Raw genomic sequence first — 17,245 nt, forward strand, 5'->3', positions numbered from 1 at the left:
AATGCAGGGAGAGTACGCCAATGATGGATGCCAGCAGCGAGACCCATGCCGTCGAGACCATCGCGTTTCTCGACGACCCTCTCTGGTACAAGGACGCCGTGATCTACCAGGTTCACGTCAAGTCGTTCTTCGACGCCAACGACGACGGCATCGGCGACTTCGAAGGGCTGATCCAGAAGCTGGACTACATCGTCAGCCTGGGGGTGAACACGATCTGGGTACTGCCGTTCTACCCCTCGCCACGCCGCGACGACGGCTACGACATTGCCGAGTACACCGGCGTCAGCTCCGATTACGGCACCCTGTCGGATGCCCAGCGCTTCATCGAAGAAGCCCATCGGCGCGGCCTGCGCGTACTCACCGAACTGGTCATTAACCATACATCCGATCAGCATGAGTGGTTTCAGCGCGCCCGACGGGCGCCGCCGGGATCGCCGGAACGCGACTTCTACGTCTGGTCGGATACCGACCAGAAGTATCCGGGCACACGCATCATCTTCCTCGACACCGAGTCCTCGAACTGGACCTGGGATCCGGTGGCGGGCGCCTACTACTGGCATCGCTTCTATTCCCACCAGCCGGACCTCAATTTCGACAATCCCCAGGTGCTCGACGAGGTCCTCAAGGTAATGGAGTACTGGCTCGACATGGGGGTCGACGGGCTGCGCCTGGACGCCATCCCCTATCTCGTCGAGCGCGAGGGCACCAACAACGAGAACCTGCCCGAGACCCACGAGGTGCTCAAGAAGATCCGCGCGGTGATCGACGAGCGCTACCCCGACCGCATGCTGCTGGCCGAGGCCAACCAGTGGCCGGAGGATACCCGGCCCTACTTCGGCGACGGCGATGAGTGCCACATGGCGTTCCACTTCCCGCTGATGCCGCGCATGTACATGGCGCTGGCCCAGGAGGATCGCTTCCCGATCACCGATATCCTGCGGCAGACCCCAGAGATTCCCCCGGTCTCTCAGTGGGCGATCTTCCTGCGCAACCATGACGAGCTGACGCTGGAGATGGTGACCGACAAGGAGCGTGACTACCTCTGGAACCACTACGCCGCCGATCGTCGGGCGCGTATCAATCTGGGCATTCGCCGACGCCTGGCACCGCTGCTCGAGCGCGACCGCCGACGCATCGAGCTGCTCAACAGCCTGCTGCTGTCGATGCCGGGGACCCCGGTACTCTATTACGGCGACGAGATCGGCATGGGCGACAACATCTACCTGGGCGACCGGGACGGGGTCCGCACGCCCATGCAGTGGACGGTAGACCGCAACGGCGGCTTCTCCCGGGCCGACCCGGCCAGTCTGGTCCTGCCGCCGATCATGGACCCGCTCTACGGTTACCAGACCGTCAATGTCGAGGCCCAGGTACGCGACTCGCATTCGCTGCTCAACAACATGCGACGCATGCTGGCGGTGCGCACACAGCATCGCGCCTTCGGTCGCGGCACCATGCGTCTCTTGTATCCGGCCAACCGGCATGTGCTCGCCTACCTGCGCGAGATGACCTTGGACAACGGCGAGACGGAAACGCTGCTGTGCGTGGCCAACGTGGCGCGCACCGCCCAGGCGGTCGAACTCGACCTCTCCGCGTTCGCCGGCCAGGTGCCGGTGGAGATGGTGGGCGGCAGCGCCTTCCCGCCGATCGGACGGATGCCGTACCTGCTCACCCTGCCACCCTACGGTTTCTTCTGGTTCCTGCTGGCGCCGGAGACCGCCATGCCGGAGTGGCACGTGCCGGTACCCGAACCGATGCCTGAATATGTCACGCTGATCATCAAGAGGCGTCTCGAGGAGATCTTCCAGTCCACCTCGCGGCAGCTGCTGGAGCGCGAGACGCTGCCCAGCTATCTGCCCAAGCGACGCTGGTTCGCCGCCAAGCAGACGCGCATCGACCAGGTCCGCATGCTCTACCTGGCCCGCCTCGAGCACCAAGAACGCTCACTGCTGATCAGCGAACTGGAGGTGACGCACGCGCAGGGCAGCGAGCGCTATCAGCTGCCGCTGGCGTTTCTCGGTGAGGAAGAACAGACCAATGCCCTGCCTCAGCAGCTGGCCATCGCGCGGGTCCGGCGGTTTCACGAAGTCGGGCTGCTGACTGACGCCTTGACGCTGGATGCCTTCGCCCTGGCGGTGCTGGATGCCATGCGCCAGGGGGCCAGTCTCGCCTGCGATCTCGGCGAGATCCGCTTCCTGCCCACCTCGACCTTGGCCGAAGTGGCATTGCCGGAGCATCCCGACGTGGCGCAGCAGGCCGCGGAGCAGTCCAACAGCTCGGTAATCATCGGACATCAGCTCGTTCTCAAGGTGTTCCGCCGCCTGGAACCGGGTCTGCATCCCGAGGCGGAAATCGGCCGTTATCTTACCGAGCAGGGCTTCGAGCATATCGCACCGCTGCACGGCGAGGTGACCCGCTTCGATGAACACGGCACTCCCCAGACCCTCATGATTCTGCAGGGCTTCATCGACAACCAGGGCGATGCCTGGTCGTGGACCCGGAGCACCCTGGGCCGCGCGATTCGCGAGGCTGTCATCGACCGTGAACAAGGGCGCGACACTGGCCGCGAGGAAGCCGGCTACGGTGCCTTCGAGGAACTCGAGGAGTTCGCCGTGACTCTGGGAAGTCGGCTGGGCGAGCTGCACATGGCGCTGGCCGCGCCGAGCACCGATCCGGCCTTTGCTCCCGAGATCGCGGAGAAAGCGCATGTGGCGCACTGGAAACAACGCGTGCACGAACGCATCGAGGAGGCACTGGAACTGCTCGAACGTCGTGAGGCCACTGCCGGTGACGCCGAACGCCAGCTGGCCGACCATATCCTGGCCAAGCGTCACGCGCTGATGAATGCCATCGACGAAATGGCGGGACTGGCCGAAGGCAGCCTGATCACTCGTATTCACGGCGACCTGCACTTCGGCCAGGTGCTGGTGGCCCATGACGACGCCTATTTCATCGATTTCGAGGGCGAACCGGCCCGTCCACTCGAGGAGCGTCGCGCCAAGGACAGCCCGCTTCGGGATGTGGCGGGCATGCTGCGCTCCTTCGATTACGCCTACGCCAAGACGGAAGAAGTGCTACCGGGCAACGAAGGTGACGATACGCAGACCGACACCGGACACGAGGTGGCGGAGCAGTTCCTGCTACGAGGGCGCCAGGCATTCCTGAATGCTTATTGGCAGGCCACGCTCAACCTGCCGCATGAGTGGAAGCAACCGAGCGGGGCGGCGGCGGCGGTGGATCTGTTCGTGCTTGAAAAGACCGCTTACGAAATCGCCTACGAGGCCGCCAATCGTCCCACTTGGCTGGGTGTTCCGCTGCGTAGCCTGTCCGCCCTCGTCGATCAACTCAGCACGGGAGAACCCAATGAATGATATGACGGCCGGAACCACGCTGGATCGCGCTCTGTGGTTGTCGGAGGACGATGCCGAAGCGCTGGCACGCGGGACCCACCGCAACCCGTTCTCGGTGCTTGGAATCCATGAAACGGATGAGGGTAACGTTCTGCGCGTCTTCCTGCCCGGCGCCCTGGGCGTCGATGTCCTCGATCGTGAAGACGGAACCTTGCGCTGCAGCCTGACGGCCATTCAGATTCCCGGCCTCTTCGCCGCCCAACTGCCACATGCCGCCCCCTACACCCTGCGCATCCGCTGGCCTCGGGGCGAGCAGATCACCGAAGACCCCTATAGTTTCGGCCTGCTGCTGGGTGAAATGGACCTCTACCTGATCGGCGAGGGCAATCATCGCAACCTGGGGCACTGCCTGGGTGCCCAGCCCATGGAAGTGGATGGCGTGGAAGGTGTGCGCTTCGCCGTCTGGGCACCCAATGCCCGGCGGGTCTCGGTAGTGGGCAACTTCAACAGTTGGGACGGGCGCCGCCATGCCATGCGGCTGCGTCATCCCGCCGGGGTGTGGGAACTGTTCGTGCCGCGCCTCGGACCCGGCGAATCGTACAAGTACGAGATCCTCGATGCCCAGGGCGCCCTCGGCCTGCGTGCCGATCCCGTGGCGCTCGCCACCGAGACCCCGCCGAACACCGCCTCGGTGGTCGCCGATACCCGACCTTTCACCTGGCATGACGAGGAGTGGATCGCCCGGCGCGGCGAGAGGCACGAACCAAACCGGCCGATCAGCATCTATGAAGTGCATGCCGCATCCTGGCGCAAGCACGGTGGCGACCACGGCGAGCTCTACAGCTGGCGGGAGCTGGCCGAGCACCTGATTCCTTACGTAACGGAGATGGGCTTTACCCATGTCGAGCTGCTGCCGATCATGGAGCACCCGTTTGGCGGCTCCTGGGGATACCAGCCGCTGAGCCAGTTCGCGCCCAGCGGGCGCTTCGGCTCGCCCGCCGATTTTGCCCATTTCGTCGACGAGTGCCACCGCGCGGGGCTCGGTGTGATACTCGACTGGGTACCGGCCCACTTCCCCACCGATCCCCACGGCCTGGCGCGCTTCGACGGCACCGCTCTCTACGAGTACGAACATCCCTTCGAGGGCTTCCATCAGGATTGGGATACCTTCATCTACAACCTGGGGCGACGCGAGGTGCACGGCTTCATGCTGGCCTCGGCGTTGCACTGGCTGCGGCACTTTCATGTCGATGCCCTGCGCGTCGACGCCGTCGCCTCGATGCTCTACCGCAACTACTCGCGCAAGGAGGGCGAGTGGATCCCCAACAAGTACGGCGGCCATGAGAACCTGGAGGCGATCGACTTCCTGCGCCATCTCAACGAGGTCGTCGCCGAGGAGGTACCCGGGGCGGTGGTCATCGCCGAGGAGTCCACGGCCTGGCCCGGCGTTACCCAGCCGACCGCCGAGGGCGGGCTGGGATTCGCCTATAAATGGAACATGGGCTGGATGCACGACACCCTGGAGTACATTTCCAAGGATCCGGTGTATCGCTCCTATGCCCACCACGACATGACGTTTCCGATGGTCTACGCCTTTTCGGAACACTTTGTGCTACCGATTTCCCATGACGAGGTGGTGCACGGCAAGGGGTCACTGATCGGTAAGATGCCGGGAGACGAGTGGCAGAAGTTCGCCAATCTACGCGCCTACCTCTCCATCATGTGGTCCCAGCCCGGCAAGAAGCTGCTGTTCATGGGCTGCGAGATCGCCCAATGGCGCGAGTGGAGTCACGACCGGGAACTCGACTGGTCGCTGCTCAGCGAGCCCCGTCATGACGGCATTCGGCGGCTGCTCGCCGACCTCAACCGACTCTACGTCGATCAGCCCGCGCTGCACGAATGCGATAGCGAGCCGCGGGGCTTCACCTGGGTCGTGGGTAATGACAACACCAACAGCGTCTTTGCCTGGCTGCGGTGGAGCCTATCGGGCGAACCGCTGCTGGTGGTCGCCAACATGACACCGATTCCTCGCGAAGGCTACCGGCTGGGCGTGCCCCATACCGGTGAATGGGAAGAGATCTTCAACAGCGATGCCGAGTGCTACGGGGGATCGAACATGGGTAACATGGGCCGCGTCATGGCCGATGACACGCCTCTTCACGGACAGGGCGCAAGCCTGGAGCTGACGCTGCCACCCCTGGCGGCCATACTGCTGCGCCCTGTCGAAGCGACCTGAAACTCATTCGAAGCGAAGCGTTGACGCCAGCCGGGCCACGCCGCCACGCTGGCGTCAAGCAACATGAACGTGATCAGTGGTTTCGGCCTAGCCCAACCTCTCCGCCAGCTCTCCGAGCTCGGCCACGGTTAGATCGGGCTCGACGCCCCAGGGATCGAAGGGGGCATCCAGGCTGCGCCGCACCCAGGTGGCATGCAGGCCGGCGTGTCGCGCGCCGATCACGTCGAAAGGGTTGCTCGAGATCAGCCAGGTGTCGCCGGGCGCGACATCCAGACGATGGCGCAGATGCGCATAGACGGCCGGATCGGGCTTGAAGCGCTTCACCTCGTCGACGCTGATCACATCCTCGAACCGACCGCGAATCCCGGCCTGCCCGAGCAGGCCCTCGACCGCTTCCCGAGTGCCGTTGGAGAAGGCCACGCAGCGCATGCCGATGGCCTCCAGACGTTCCAGCGCGTCGGCCACTTCGGGGAATGCCGGCAGTCGGGAATAGACTGCCATCAAGTGTTGCTTGTCGACGTCCGAGAGCCGAGTCTGCAGAGCGCGGTCGGTGAATTCGAGTGCCTCTTGGGTGCATTGATCGAAAGGCACATAGGCGCCCATCAGGCCACGACGGAAACTGTACTCGAGCTGCCTGTCGCGCCACCGGCGCGAGAACTCCGGGGCCAGCGAGGCCTTGTCGGCCGTACCGAGCCGCTCCTCCAGTTCGGTGACCACGCCGTGGGTGTCGATCAGGGTGCCGTACACATCGAAGGCCAGAACCGTTGCCATCTGCAGTGCTCCTCGTTCGTTGACGTTAGGCAAGCATGGCGTCTGCCACGCCGCGCCTCAAGGCGATGCGTATCTCAGCCGCCCTGGGCGAGACGAGACAGCGCGAAGCTGGCGATGGCCGTATCCTGCACCCCCGTACCGGTCAGATCGCAAACGGTGATGGCCGCGTCCGAGACACGCAGGGTCTCGCCGCGCTCGATGACTCGGCCCAACTCGTGAACCTTGAACGGCGGCTCGCGATCCTGTCCGGCAAAGACCTTCAGCTCGCCGTTGTGCTCGCTCTGGGCGCGCGTATCGCAGACGAACGCATCGGCCCGGGTCAGCACCGACTCGTCCAGCTCGCGCTTGTCCGGACTGTCCGACCCCATGGCAGTGACATGAACGCCCTCCGGCAGGTCGCGGGCCTGCAGCAGCGGCTCACGCGACGGGGTGGCGGTGACGATGATATCGGCCTGCTCGCAGGCGGCGCGCACGCTATCGTGGAGGTGCACCTCCAGCCCCTGCCTGCGCATATCGTCGGCATATGCCTCGGCGCTCTCACGGCGCCGCGTCCAGACGTCGAGAATGTCGATATCACGCACCAGGCGCAGCGCCTCGACCTGGCGATGCGCCTGCTCGCCGGCACCGATCACCGCCACGCGGCGGCTGGTCCGGCGGGAGAGATGCTTGGCGGCGATGGCACCCGCCACGGCGGTGCGCACCATGGTCAAGTAGCCGTCATCGAACAGCACGGCTTCGACCCGCCCCGTCTCGGCGGAGAACAGCATCATCAGTCCGCTGAGGCTCGGCAGGCCGCGCTTGGGATTGTCGAAGGAGCCGGTACTGACCTTGATGGCAAAGCGCTCCCAGCCCTTGAGGTGGGCCGTCTTGACATCGACCTCGCTGTTGAACTCCTCCATCGACATTGACAGGATCGGCGGCTGTACGGCCTCGCCGCGGCCCAGTGCGGCGAAACCCGCCTCGACCTGACGCAGCGCTTCCTCGTCGATACCGACGGCTGCGGCTATCTCGTCACGCTGATAGAGCTTCATCTCGCTACCTCCCACTTGATACGAACGGGCTTTGCCGAAGGCAAGCGTAGCCAGCCTCCGAAAGCGCCTAGCGACCGATCATGGCCCGGGCCCGATCCAGCGTCTCCAGCGCCACACCGTTGCCGGAGAGAATCAGCGCCACCCGCTGGCCACGCACGTCGAGGCCGTGCTCGACCAGCGCGGCGAGACCCACCGCGGCGGCCCCCTCCACCAGCAGCTTCTCGTGCTCGAGAATGTCGACCATGGCATGGGCGATGGCCGTTTCCGATACCTGGACATGGTCGTCGAGCACCTCGCGCACCAGGGCGAAGGTGCAGCGGTTGTCGAGACCGATGCCGCCGCCGAGCGAGTCGGCCAGGCTCTCGACCTCTTCCACCTCGACGGGCCGGCCCACCTGCAGGCTCTCCCACATGGCTGCCCCGCGCGCAAGACTCACACCCGTGACGCGTGTCTCCGGGCGAATGGCCTTGACCGCCGCGCCGATGCCGCCGAGCAGCCCGCCGCCTGAGAGCCCGACGATGACCCGATCGAGATCCGGCATATCCTCCATCAGTTCCAGGCCAATGGTGCCCTGCCCGGCCGCGATAAGCGGATCGTCAAAGGGTGGAATCAGGGTCATGCCGCGCTCGCGCACCAGCCGCTCGACCTCGCCGAAGGCCTCGTCCTGGCTCCGGCCGATGCGCTTCACCTCGGCGCCCAGCACCTCGATGGCGGCGACCTTGTTGGACGGCACCAGGCGCGACAGGCAGATCGTCGCGGGCACGCCGAACCGGCCTGCGGCATAGGCCACCGCGCGGCCGTGATTGCCGGTGGAGGCCGTGGTCACCCCCGCTGCCAGGGCATCGCGGCCATGGCGCTCGATCAACGCAGCGATCATATTGGTGGCGCCGCGCAGCTTGAACGCGCCGGTGGGTTGAGACGTCTCGAGCTTGAGCCGGATATCGGCATCGAAACGCTCGGAGAGCGAACGTGAACGGATCAGCGGGGTGCGCTCCACCTGACCGCCGATGCGGTGGCGGGCCTGGTAGAGGGTGGCGAGGGAAACGCCATGCTGGGGTCGGGACATACGGAACTCGCTCGAAGGCTTTGTCCGAAGTGTGTCGACATACGTCTTGCAGAGTAGAAGAGATCGCAAGACAAGGACAATGAAGAGAAAGGCCGCGGGATCGTTTCCCGCGGCCTCGGACTCTGCTCAGCTCAGCTCAGCGACATGGAGGCCTTGACGGCACCCTCTCGGACCAGTTGGTCGGTCACCTTGTCGACCGCGCGCTTGGCCCGGGCGACGATCTCGTCAATCTCTTCGCGAGTGGCGATCAGCGGCGGCGCGAAGCCGAGGATGTCGCCCTGCGGCATGGCGCGAGCGATCAGGTTCTCGTCGAGCGCCGCCGCGGCGATGCGCGCGCCGACCTTGTGCGTGGCATCGAAGTGCTTGCGCTTGGCCGGGTCGACGGAGAACTCGAGCGCCGCCAGCATGCCCACGCCGCGCACGTTGCCGACGATGGGATGCTCGCCGAAGGCGGCCTGCATCCGCTGCTGCAGGTAGGCGCCGGTCTCGGCGGCGTTCCGGGTCAGCCCCTCGCGCTCGATGATCGCCAGGTTGGCCAGCGCCGCGGCGCAGCCCAGGGCGTGGCCGGAGTAGGTCCAGCCGTGACCGATGGGACCGTACTCGCCGGTGCCTTGCTCCAGTACCTGCCACACGCGGTCGCCGACGATCACACCGGAGAGCGGCTGGTAGGCACTGGTGAGCCCCTTGGCGACCGTGATCAGGTCGGGCTTGATGCCGTAGAAGTGGCTACCGAAGTCGGCGCCGATGCGGCCGAAGCCACACACCACTTCGTCGGCGATCAGCAGCACGTCGTACTTGGCCAGCACGCCCTGGATCGCTTCCCAGTAACCCTCGGGCGGCGGCACGATACCGCCAGTACCGAGTACCGGCTCGCCGATGAAGGCGGCCACGGTATCGGGGCCTTCGGCCAGGATCATTTCCTCGAGCTTATGCGCGCAATGCTGCGAGAACTCGCGCTCGGTCATGCCCTCCTGCTCGGCGGCACGGTGGTAGTAGTACGGCGCCTCGGTGTGCAGGATGCCGGCCAGCGGCAAGTCGAACTGATCGTGGAATGCCTTGAGGCCGGTCAGCGAGCCGGTGGCCAAGCCGGAGCCGTGGTAGCCGCGCTGGCGCGAGATCACCTTCTTCTTCTGCGGGCGACCGAGCACATTGTTGTAGTACCGCACGATCTTGAGCTGGGTCTCGTTGGCGTCGCTGCCGCCGAGGCCGTAGTAGACCTTGGACATGCCGGGGCCGGCGAGCTCGATGATCTTCTCGGACAGCGCAATCTGCGGCTCGTTGGAGTGGCCCACGTAGGTGTGGTAGTAGGAGAGCTCCAGCGCCTGCTGGTAGATCGCCTCGGCCACCTCGGTACGGCCGTAGCCGATATTGACGCAGTACAGGCCGGCGAAGCCGTCGATGAACTCGCGGCCGTCCTTGTCGACGATGTGGATGCCCTTGCCGCCGGTGATCACCCGACCCGGCGCGTCGCCGTGGGCGAAGTCGCGCAGGTGGGTGGAGGCGTGAAAGGTGACCTTGCGGTCGCGCTCGATCAGATCGCGGTGCTGCTGGCTCATTGTGCTCTCTCTTCTTCAAGGCCCCGCCGCGGCGGGGAGATGTTCAAATTCAATTATGATTAGCTTCCGGAAACTGATCCCAAGGCGCCCAGGCAGTAATACTTCGTCTCCAGATACTCATCGATACCGGTGATACCACCCTCGCGGCCTAACCCCGACTGCTTGACGCCGCCGAAGGGCACGGGCGGCCCGGTCATCTTCACCGAGTTGACGCTGACCATGCCGTACTCCAGCGCCCGCAGCAGCTTCCAGATGCGGCGAATATCGTGGGTATAGACATAGGCCGCCAGACCGTACTCGGTGTCGTTGGCCATGGCGATGACTTCATCGTCGTCGCGGTAGGCGGTCACGCCCGCCACCGGCGCGAAGTTCTCCTCGCGCCACACCTTCATCTGCGGCGTCACCCCAGTGAGCAGCACCGGCATGAAGAAGTTCTCGCCCGGCGCCTGGGTCTGGTCGCCGGCGACCAGCGTAGCCCCGCGAGAGATGGCGTCATCGACGATGGCCGCCGCCTTGTCTACCGCCTGGCGATGGATCAGCGGGCCCAGATCGATCTCGCTCTCCAGGCCGTTGCCCACGGTCAGCGCTGCCATGCGCTCGGCGAAGTGCTCGACGAACTCGTCGTGGATCGACTCGTGTACCAGGATACGGTTGGCCGCCAAGCAGTCCTGGCCCGCGGTTTGGAACTTGGCCGCCACTGCGGCGAGGGCCGCCTCCTTGGGATCCATGTCGGGGCCGACGATGAACGGCGCATTACCGCCCAGCTCCAGCGACACACGCTTCACGGTGCTCGCGCTCTGCTCCAGCAGCAGTCGGCCGACTCGGGTGGAACCGGTGAAGGATAGCGCCTTGACGCGCTCCTCGGCACATAGAATCTTCGATACCTCGGCCGGCTCGCCCAGCACCACGTTGAATACCCCGGCCGGGATGCCGGCGCGTTCGGCCAGCTCGGCCAGCGCCAGCGCCGAAAACGGCGTCTCGCCCGCAGGCTTGACCACCACGGTGCAACCGGCCGCCATGGCCGCGGCCGCCTTGCGCGTGATCATGGCCAACGGGAAGTTCCACGGCGTGATCAGCGCGGCGATACCCACTGGCTCCTTGAGCGTACCCAGTGCGGCATTGGGAATATGACTGGGAATGGTCTCGCCGAAGGTGCGCTTGCCCTCCTCGGCGAACCAGCGCACGAAGCTGGCACCGTACTCGACCTCGCCACGCGCGTCGGGCAGCGGCTTACCCTGCTCCAGCGTCATGATGGTGGCCAGGTCTTCGCGGTTGGCCTGCAGCAGATCGTACCAGGCGAGCAGGCGCTCGCAGCGCTCGTCGGCGCGCAGCGCACGCCAGTGGGCGAAGGCGGCATCGGCAGCATCCACGGCCTCGCGGATCTGATGGGCTTCGAGCCAGGGAATGTAACCGATGGCCTCGCCCGTGGCCGGGTCATAGACCGTCTCTTCCCGGCCGCCGTCGCCGTGGGTCCACTTGCCGTTCACGTAGGCGTGCTGACGGAACAGGCGCGGATCGTCGAGTTGCGCGGTCAGCGTGTTGGACAGTTTCATGGTCACCTCCCCTGACACCGGCCCGTTCTGACGAGACCGGCGATGGCAAAAACAGGCGAGCAGCCAGCGGCTGCTCAATGCCTACAGGGTAAAGGGGAAAGAGGATCAGGACTTTTCGTTAGCCGGCAAGGCGAATGCGCTTTTTTTCGTCATGACTGGGGATAATGCGTTTTTTTCTGTAGCCCCGCTGCTGCTTTATCGGTGAAGACCGCTCCGCGGTGGCGTTGGCCCCCCCGGGTTCAGGGGGAGAAGTCCTCCTTGGCGAAACCAAGAGCGGGGCTTTTCACCGTCTTGGTGACGATATAGGTGAAATAGCGCTCGATGCCGGCCTCCGAGGTGAGCCATTCGTCGATCAACCGCTGGTAGGCATCGACGGAGTCGGCCTCCACCTTCATCAGGTAATCGACTCCGCCGCCCACCGCCACGCACTCGGTAACCTCGGGCCTCTCGTGGACCAGCGCCTCGAAGCGGGCGAAGCTCTCGGCATTATGCTGCTTGAGCTCGATCTGGACCCATACCGGTGTGCGCTTTACCAGCGCGCTGGGATTGATCCGAGCGCTGTAGCCTTGGATGATGCCGGCCTTCTCCAGACGCCGCACGCGCTCCCAGCACGGGCTGACCGAGAGATTGATCGCCTCGGCCAGCTTCGACTTGGTGATGCGTCCATCGCGGGACAGGATCTCGAGAATCTTCAGGTCATAGCGATCGAGCTTCATTTTTCTCTCTTATTCGATGGCACGCCAATCGTGACTCGGCGGCTCGAGTCAGCCGAGCGAGTCGACGACTTCGGCGATGACGGCAATGGTATCGCCCATATGAACCTGGGCGGGGAAACGACGTGCTGCGAGCACCCCGCTGCGGCCGGCACGGTATTCCACCGGCGGGGTTCCGCTACGGGTCATGTCGTAGACCCGGGCGATCACCTCGCCCTTCTCCACCACGTCGCCGAGAGCCAGGGTCAGTTCGAGCAGGCCGCTGTGCTCGCTCTGCACGTAGCAGCTGGCATCGGGCATATCGAGATATACCTGGGGTTCGGTGGGCATTTCCACCTCGCCGTCGATCAGCCCGAAATGGATGAGAAAGTTATGCACGCCTCGTTCGGTGATGGCGAGGCTCTCGGGGGTCGAGGTGCCGCCGCCGCCAAGCTCGGTGGCCACGAACACCTTGCCCTGGCTCTCCACCACGGTATCGAACAACGCTGCGGCGTCGAGCTCGAACATCATCATGGCATAAGGGGCGCCGAAAGACTTGGCGCCCTCCAGCGCCTGGCGCTGCTGTTCGGGATTCTCGAGTACGTGCGAGGCGCCGAAGGGAATGATGTCGAGCGTGCGCCCACCGGAGTGCAGATCGAGCACCACGTCGCACATCGGCACCAGCACCCGGGTGAAATAGTCGGCGATCTTCTGGGTGACGTTGCCGTCGGGGTCGCCGGGAAAGCTGCGGTTGAGATTGCCGCCGTCCATCGGCGAGGTTCGCGTCCCGGCCATGGCCGCCGGCGTGTTCATCATCGGCACGATGATCACCCGGCCGTGCACCTCTTCCGCCCGTAAGCTACTGGTGAGCTTCATCAGGGCGGTGATGCCTTCGTACTCGTCGCCGTGATTGCCACCGGTCAGCAGCGCCGTGGGGCCATCGCCGTTCTTGACCACCGTGACCGGAATCATCACCGCTCCCCACGCCGAATCGTCGGTGGAGATCGGCAGCTTGAGGAAGCCGTGCTGGACCCCGTCGGCGTCGAAATCGACGGTGGCGCTAATCGGGCTGGGTCGCTTGCTCATGGTTGGCTCTCCTTATTTGACGAATAGCTGACGGGGGAAGTTGGCCAGCGCCTCGCAGCCGGTCTCGGTAATCAGAATGCTCTCGGTGATCTCGACGCCCCAGTCATCCAGCCACATGCCCGGCATGAAGTGAAAGGTCATGCCCGGTTCGAGAATGGTCTCGTCGGAAGGACGCAGGCTCATGGTGCGCTCGCCCCAGTCAGGCGGATAGCTGATGCCGATGGGATAGCCGCAGCGAGCGCCGCCGCGATCGAAGCCGTACTTGTCCATGGCGGCGCCCAGCGCCATGGCGATATCGGCGGTGCGATTGCCCGGCTTGGCCACGGCAAGCCCGTTCTCGATCCCCTCGAGCAGCGCCGATTCGGCCCGCACGAAATCCTGCGGCGGGCGCCCAAGGAAGACGGTGCGCGACAGCGGTGCGTGATAGCGCTTGAAGACACCGGCGATCTCGAAGAAGGTCCCCTCGCCCTCGCGAAACGGAGTGTCGTCCCAGGTCAGGTGCGGAGCCGCCGCATCCTTGCCGGTAGGCAGCATCGGCACGATGGCGGGGTAGTCCCCCCCGTACATGTTGCCATGCTCGTCGACACAGCCTTCGATACCGACGCGATAGATCTCCGAGACCAGCTTGCTCTTGGGCAGGCCCGGCTCGATCATTTCTAGGATGCGCGAATGCATACCCTCGACGATCTTGCCGGCGATGCGCATGTAGGCGATTTCCTGGGGCGACTTGATGGCGCGACACCAGTTGACCAGCGAGTTGGCGTCCATGAAGCGTGCATGGGGTAATTCTCGCAGCAGGCTCTGATAAGCCTTGGCCGAGAAATAGTAGTTGTCCATCTCCAGCCCCACGACACCCTGGTGCCAGCCGCGATCGGGCATGATCGACTGGGCCAGGTAGTCCATGGGATGCATGTCGGGATTCTGGACGTAATAATCGGGGTAATAGGTGATGTTGTCGGGGTCGATCCAGCAAGTGCGCAGCGCCCCGTTGGCATCCATGCGCCTTCCGTACCATACCGGCTCGCCCTCCAGGCCCACCAGCACACACTGGTGTACATAGAACGACCAGCCATCGTAGCCGGTCAGCCAGGCCATGTTGGACGGATCGCTGATGACCAGCACGTCAATGCCGCGACTGGCCATCTCGGCACGGACCTTCCAAAGTCGACTTGCATATTCTTCACGAGTGAAGGGCAGGGATACCTGTGTCATTAGGCCACTCGCCATCGCATCACCAATAACCGGCCGTCTCCTGTGGGAGAGGGCCGGGCCGGAAGCGGTCATCAAGGCGGGTGTGCGCCGAAGTCACCCGAAAAATTGTCATGATCCGAATCGCGCAAAAACATGACAATTTCCATTCAATGCCGCTAAGCTGATAGTAGCACCAGCCCTTGGCTGGCGGTCAAAGGCTTTATTGAATCATGACAATTGACCTAACTCCGTACCTGTCGGATACGGGCCCCAAATACCTGTCGATCGCCCGCGCCCTGTCCGAAGCAGTGCGCCAGGGCGAGCTGGTTCCCGGCACTCGGCTACCGCCTCACCGTCAATTGGCCGAGAGCCTTGGCGTCAGTGTGCAGACCGTGTCGCGCGCCTACGCCCAGGCCGAGAAGATGGGCCTGGTCCAGGCGCGGGTGGGTAGCGGTACCTGGATCAACGCACTCGACGACGCCCGCGAGTCGGCCTATCTGCGCGGCCAGGAAGTGCGCCACGAAGCACCGCTCATCGACCTGTCGATTGCTCACCCCGTATGTCCCCCCGGCCACCACCTGCGCTTTCGCCAGGCGCTGATGGAGCTGGCCGAGCAGGCCAGCCCCGAAGTGATCACCGCCTGCCGCCCCATCGCCGGATTGTTGCACCAGCGTGAGCGAGCCAGCGTCTGGCTGCAGACGCGCCTTCATGTCCCCGGCGAACTGGACGACCGGATTCTCTGCAACGGCGCCGCCCACGCTCTGATGCTGGCCATTTCCAGCGTCGTGCAGCATGGCGACCTGGTGCTGACCGAAGCCCTGACCGATCACGGCCTGATCGCCCTCTCGCGCACGCTGGGTTTTCAACTGCGTGGCGTGTCCATCGATGCCGAGGGCATCGTGCCCGAGGCGCTGGAGCTGGCTTGCCAGCGGTTCAAGCCGCGCGCGCTCTATCTCACCCCGACCCAGCTCAACCCCACCGGGGCGACCATGAGCGAGACACGCCGCGACGCCGTGGCCGAGGTACTGGCCCGCCATCGAGTGTGGCTGATCGAGGACGACGTCCATGCCTTGCTGGAGGCGCCGGGATTCACCCCGGTGACGAGCCGCATCCCGCAGTTGGGTTTTCACGTCACCAGCCTGACCAAGATCACGGTGCCGGGATTGCGTGCCGGCTACCTCACCGTGCCGCGCGGCCAGCTGCACCACGTGCTGCCGCGCATGCGCGCCACAACCTGGATGGCCACGCCGCTGGTCTTCGAGATCGCCGACCGCTGGCTCGCCGACGGCACCGTCGAGGCCATGGCCGCCGAGCAGCGCGACCTGCTCGGCCAGCGCCAGCGCCTCGCCGCTCGGCTGCTCGGCCACCATACGCTGGAATCGCGGCCCACCAGCCTGCATGTATGGGTAACCCTGCCCGACGCTTGGCGCGCCGAGGAGCTGCAGCAACAGGCCGAACAGGAGGGCCTTGCCATCACCACCGCGGTGCCTTTCATGGTGGAGCAGACCCCACCGCCACGGCGCATCCGGCTGAGCCTGGGGGCCGAGCAGGACATCGAGCGCCTGCAGGAAGGGCTCAAGCGCTTGGCCGTGCTGCTCGACGAAGCGCCGCCACCCATGATGCAGATCGTCTACTGAATCCACCGACCGAGCGAGGAACCGCCATGCGCATACTGCTGCACATCGATGACATCGAGACTTGGCGCGACGCCCTGGCCAAGCGATTGCCCGATGCCGATATCGTCACCGCCGACGACCCCGCCGAGCAGCGTCGCGACGTCGACTACCTGGCGGTGTGGAAGCCGCCGGAAACGCTGCTGCGCGAGCAGACCCGCGCCAAGGGCATCGTCAACCTGGGCGCCGGCGTCGACGCCCTGCTCAACAACCCCGCCCGCCCTGAGGGCGTGCCCATCGTCAAGCTGCGCGATGCGGGCATGGCCGAGCTGATCGGCGACTACGTGCGCTACGGCATCCTGCACTTCCAGCGTGACTTCGACCGCTATCGGCGACAGCAGGCACGCCGCGAATGGCGCGAACTCACGGTGGACGCCAAGCGCGACTGGCCGGTGGGCGTGCTCGGGCTCGGTGCCATCGGTGCCAAGGTGGCCGCCATGGTCGCCGCAGACGGCTTCCCGGTACACGGCTGGAGCCGTTCACCCAAAAACCTCGACGGTATCGCCTGTCATCACGGCGATGCGGGGTTGAACGAGCTGCTCGGCGAGGTACGCACCTTAGTGCTGCTCCTGCCGGGAACCGGTTCCACCCGTCATATCGTCAACGCCGAGACGCTGGCGGCACTGCCTGCCGGCGCAACGTTGATCAACCCCGGACGCGGCTCATTGATCGACGAGGAAGCCCTGCTCGTGGCGCTGGGCGAAGGAGAAGAGGAAGGTCGGCTGCGTGGCGCCCTGCTCGACGCCTTCCCCGACGAGCCGCTACCCGAAGACAGCCCGCTGTGGCGGCATCCGCGCATATGGATCACGCCGCATATGGCCGGCCCCACGCCACTCGAGGAGGCAGCGGACCAGGCAGCCGAGGCGATCCGTGCCTTCGAGGCCGGCGAGGCGATCGATACCGTCGACCCCGAGGCCGGCTACTGAAGAGAGAGCCTGGCGGATGCGCTCGGCCTCTCGACGCTACGGCTGGCCAACTTGGGCACTTCGCCAGACGACAATGCTCAGAGAGTGTGCCAGCGCCAGCATGAGCTTGCGCGA

The 17,245-nt window shown here is 65.1% G+C and carries 12 protein-coding genes; 4 read left to right on the top strand and 8 right to left on the bottom strand.

Features of this window, described 5'->3' with window-relative positions:
• The first annotated feature begins 20 nt into the window (after nt 1-20).
• Complete coding sequence (gene treS / locus CYJ07_RS03425; RefSeq protein ID WP_104202270.1) at nt 21-3,371, top strand: maltose alpha-D-glucosyltransferase; 3,351 nt, start codon at nt 21-23, stop codon at nt 3,369-3,371.
• Nucleotides 3,364-5,586 carry a 1,4-alpha-glucan branching protein GlgB gene (glgB, locus tag CYJ07_RS03430; RefSeq protein WP_104202271.1) on the top strand — a complete coding sequence of 741 codons (2,223 nt, stop codon included), beginning with the start codon at nt 3,364-3,366 and terminating at the stop codon, nt 5,584-5,586. Before treS ends, glgB begins: the two co-directional genes overlap by 8 nt.
• Nucleotides 5,587-5,673: 87 nt before the next feature.
• Here the strand turns inward: glgB and CYJ07_RS03435 are convergent, their stop codons facing one another.
• The 8 genes from CYJ07_RS03435 to doeA all read right to left on the bottom strand — a co-directional run bounded on the left by CYJ07_RS03435 (nt 5,674) and on the right by doeA (nt 14,553).
• Nucleotides 5,674-6,357, bottom strand: a complete 684-nt coding sequence (locus CYJ07_RS03435; protein WP_104202272.1) for a haloacid dehalogenase type II — start codon at nt 6,355-6,357, stop codon at nt 5,674-5,676.
• Between the two features lie 74 nt (nt 6,358-6,431).
• Nucleotides 6,432-7,388, bottom strand: a complete 957-nt coding sequence (locus tag CYJ07_RS03440; RefSeq protein WP_104202273.1) for a cyclodeaminase — start codon at nt 7,386-7,388, stop codon at nt 6,432-6,434.
• Nucleotides 7,389-7,455: 67 nt separating this feature from the next.
• Nucleotides 7,456-8,454: a hydroxyectoine utilization dehydratase EutB gene (gene eutB / locus CYJ07_RS03445; protein WP_104202274.1), complete on the bottom strand. Its 999-nt coding sequence runs from the start codon at nt 8,452-8,454 to the stop codon at nt 7,456-7,458.
• Between the two features lie 131 nt (nt 8,455-8,585).
• Complete coding sequence (locus CYJ07_RS03450) at nt 8,586-10,010, bottom strand: aminotransferase (protein ID WP_104202275.1); 1,425 nt, start codon at nt 10,008-10,010, stop codon at nt 8,586-8,588.
• 59 nt (nt 10,011-10,069) lie between these two features.
• Nucleotides 10,070-11,563: an NAD-dependent succinate-semialdehyde dehydrogenase gene (locus CYJ07_RS03455; protein WP_104202276.1), complete on the bottom strand. Its 1,494-nt coding sequence runs from the start codon at nt 11,561-11,563 to the stop codon at nt 10,070-10,072.
• Nucleotides 11,564-11,802: 239 nt separating this feature from the next.
• Nucleotides 11,803-12,279: an Lrp/AsnC family transcriptional regulator gene (locus tag CYJ07_RS03460; RefSeq protein WP_104202277.1), complete on the bottom strand. Its 477-nt coding sequence runs from the start codon at nt 12,277-12,279 to the stop codon at nt 11,803-11,805.
• Nucleotides 12,280-12,327: 48 nt separating this feature from the next.
• Nucleotides 12,328-13,341: a N(2)-acetyl-L-2,4-diaminobutanoate deacetylase DoeB gene (gene doeB, locus CYJ07_RS03465; RefSeq protein ID WP_104202278.1), complete on the bottom strand. Its 1,014-nt coding sequence runs from the start codon at nt 13,339-13,341 to the stop codon at nt 12,328-12,330.
• 12 nt (nt 13,342-13,353) lie between these two features.
• Nucleotides 13,354-14,553 (bottom strand): ectoine hydrolase DoeA, encoded by a 1,200-nt coding sequence (doeA, locus tag CYJ07_RS03470; RefSeq protein WP_104202279.1) that lies wholly within the window; start codon nt 14,551-14,553, stop codon nt 13,354-13,356.
• A gap of 209 nt (nt 14,554-14,762) precedes the next feature.
• Between doeA and ehuR the strand changes: the two genes are divergently transcribed.
• Entirely contained in the window at nt 14,763-16,169 is a 1,407-nt protein-coding gene (ehuR, locus tag CYJ07_RS03475; protein WP_104202280.1) for a MocR-like ectoine utilization transcription factor EhuR, read from the top strand.
• 26 nt (nt 16,170-16,195) lie between these two features.
• The gene (locus tag CYJ07_RS03480; protein ID WP_104202281.1) at nt 16,196-17,131 is read left to right on the top strand and encodes a 2-hydroxyacid dehydrogenase; all 936 of its coding nucleotides are present in this window, start codon (nt 16,196-16,198) and stop codon (nt 17,129-17,131) included.
• Nucleotides 17,132-17,245 lie beyond the last annotated feature (114 nt).

This window comes from Billgrantia saliphila, assembly GCF_002930105.1.
GTDB classification, from domain to species: Bacteria; Pseudomonadota; Gammaproteobacteria; order Pseudomonadales; family Halomonadaceae; genus Halomonas; species Halomonas saliphila.

What these genes read in the sequence shown, in the direction of transcription:
- treS (WP_104202270.1), top strand. Translation starts at nt 21, where the DNA reads ATGATGGATGCCAGCAGCGAGACCCATGCCGTCGAGACCATCGCGTTT.
- glgB (WP_104202271.1), top strand. Translation starts at nt 3,364, where the DNA reads ATGAATGATATGACGGCCGGAACCACGCTGGATCGCGCTCTGTGGTTG.
- CYJ07_RS03435 (WP_104202272.1), bottom strand. Translation starts at nt 6,357, where the DNA reads ATGGCAACGGTTCTGGCCTTCGATGTGTACGGCACCCTGATCGACACC.
- CYJ07_RS03440 (WP_104202273.1), bottom strand. Translation starts at nt 7,388, where the DNA reads ATGAAGCTCTATCAGCGTGACGAGATAGCCGCAGCCGTCGGTATCGAC.
- eutB (WP_104202274.1), bottom strand. Translation starts at nt 8,454, where the DNA reads ATGTCCCGACCCCAGCATGGCGTTTCCCTCGCCACCCTCTACCAGGCC.
- CYJ07_RS03450 (WP_104202275.1), bottom strand. Translation starts at nt 10,010, where the DNA reads ATGAGCCAGCAGCACCGCGATCTGATCGAGCGCGACCGCAAGGTCACC.
- CYJ07_RS03455 (WP_104202276.1), bottom strand. Translation starts at nt 11,563, where the DNA reads ATGAAACTGTCCAACACGCTGACCGCGCAACTCGACGATCCGCGCCTG.
- CYJ07_RS03460 (WP_104202277.1), bottom strand. Translation starts at nt 12,279, where the DNA reads ATGAAGCTCGATCGCTATGACCTGAAGATTCTCGAGATCCTGTCCCGC.
- doeB (WP_104202278.1), bottom strand. Translation starts at nt 13,341, where the DNA reads ATGAGCAAGCGACCCAGCCCGATTAGCGCCACCGTCGATTTCGACGCC.
- doeA (WP_104202279.1), bottom strand. Translation starts at nt 14,553, where the DNA reads ATGACACAGGTATCCCTGCCCTTCACTCGTGAAGAATATGCAAGTCGA.
- ehuR (WP_104202280.1), top strand. Translation starts at nt 14,763, where the DNA reads ATGACAATTGACCTAACTCCGTACCTGTCGGATACGGGCCCCAAATAC.
- CYJ07_RS03480 (WP_104202281.1), top strand. Translation starts at nt 16,196, where the DNA reads ATGCGCATACTGCTGCACATCGATGACATCGAGACTTGGCGCGACGCC.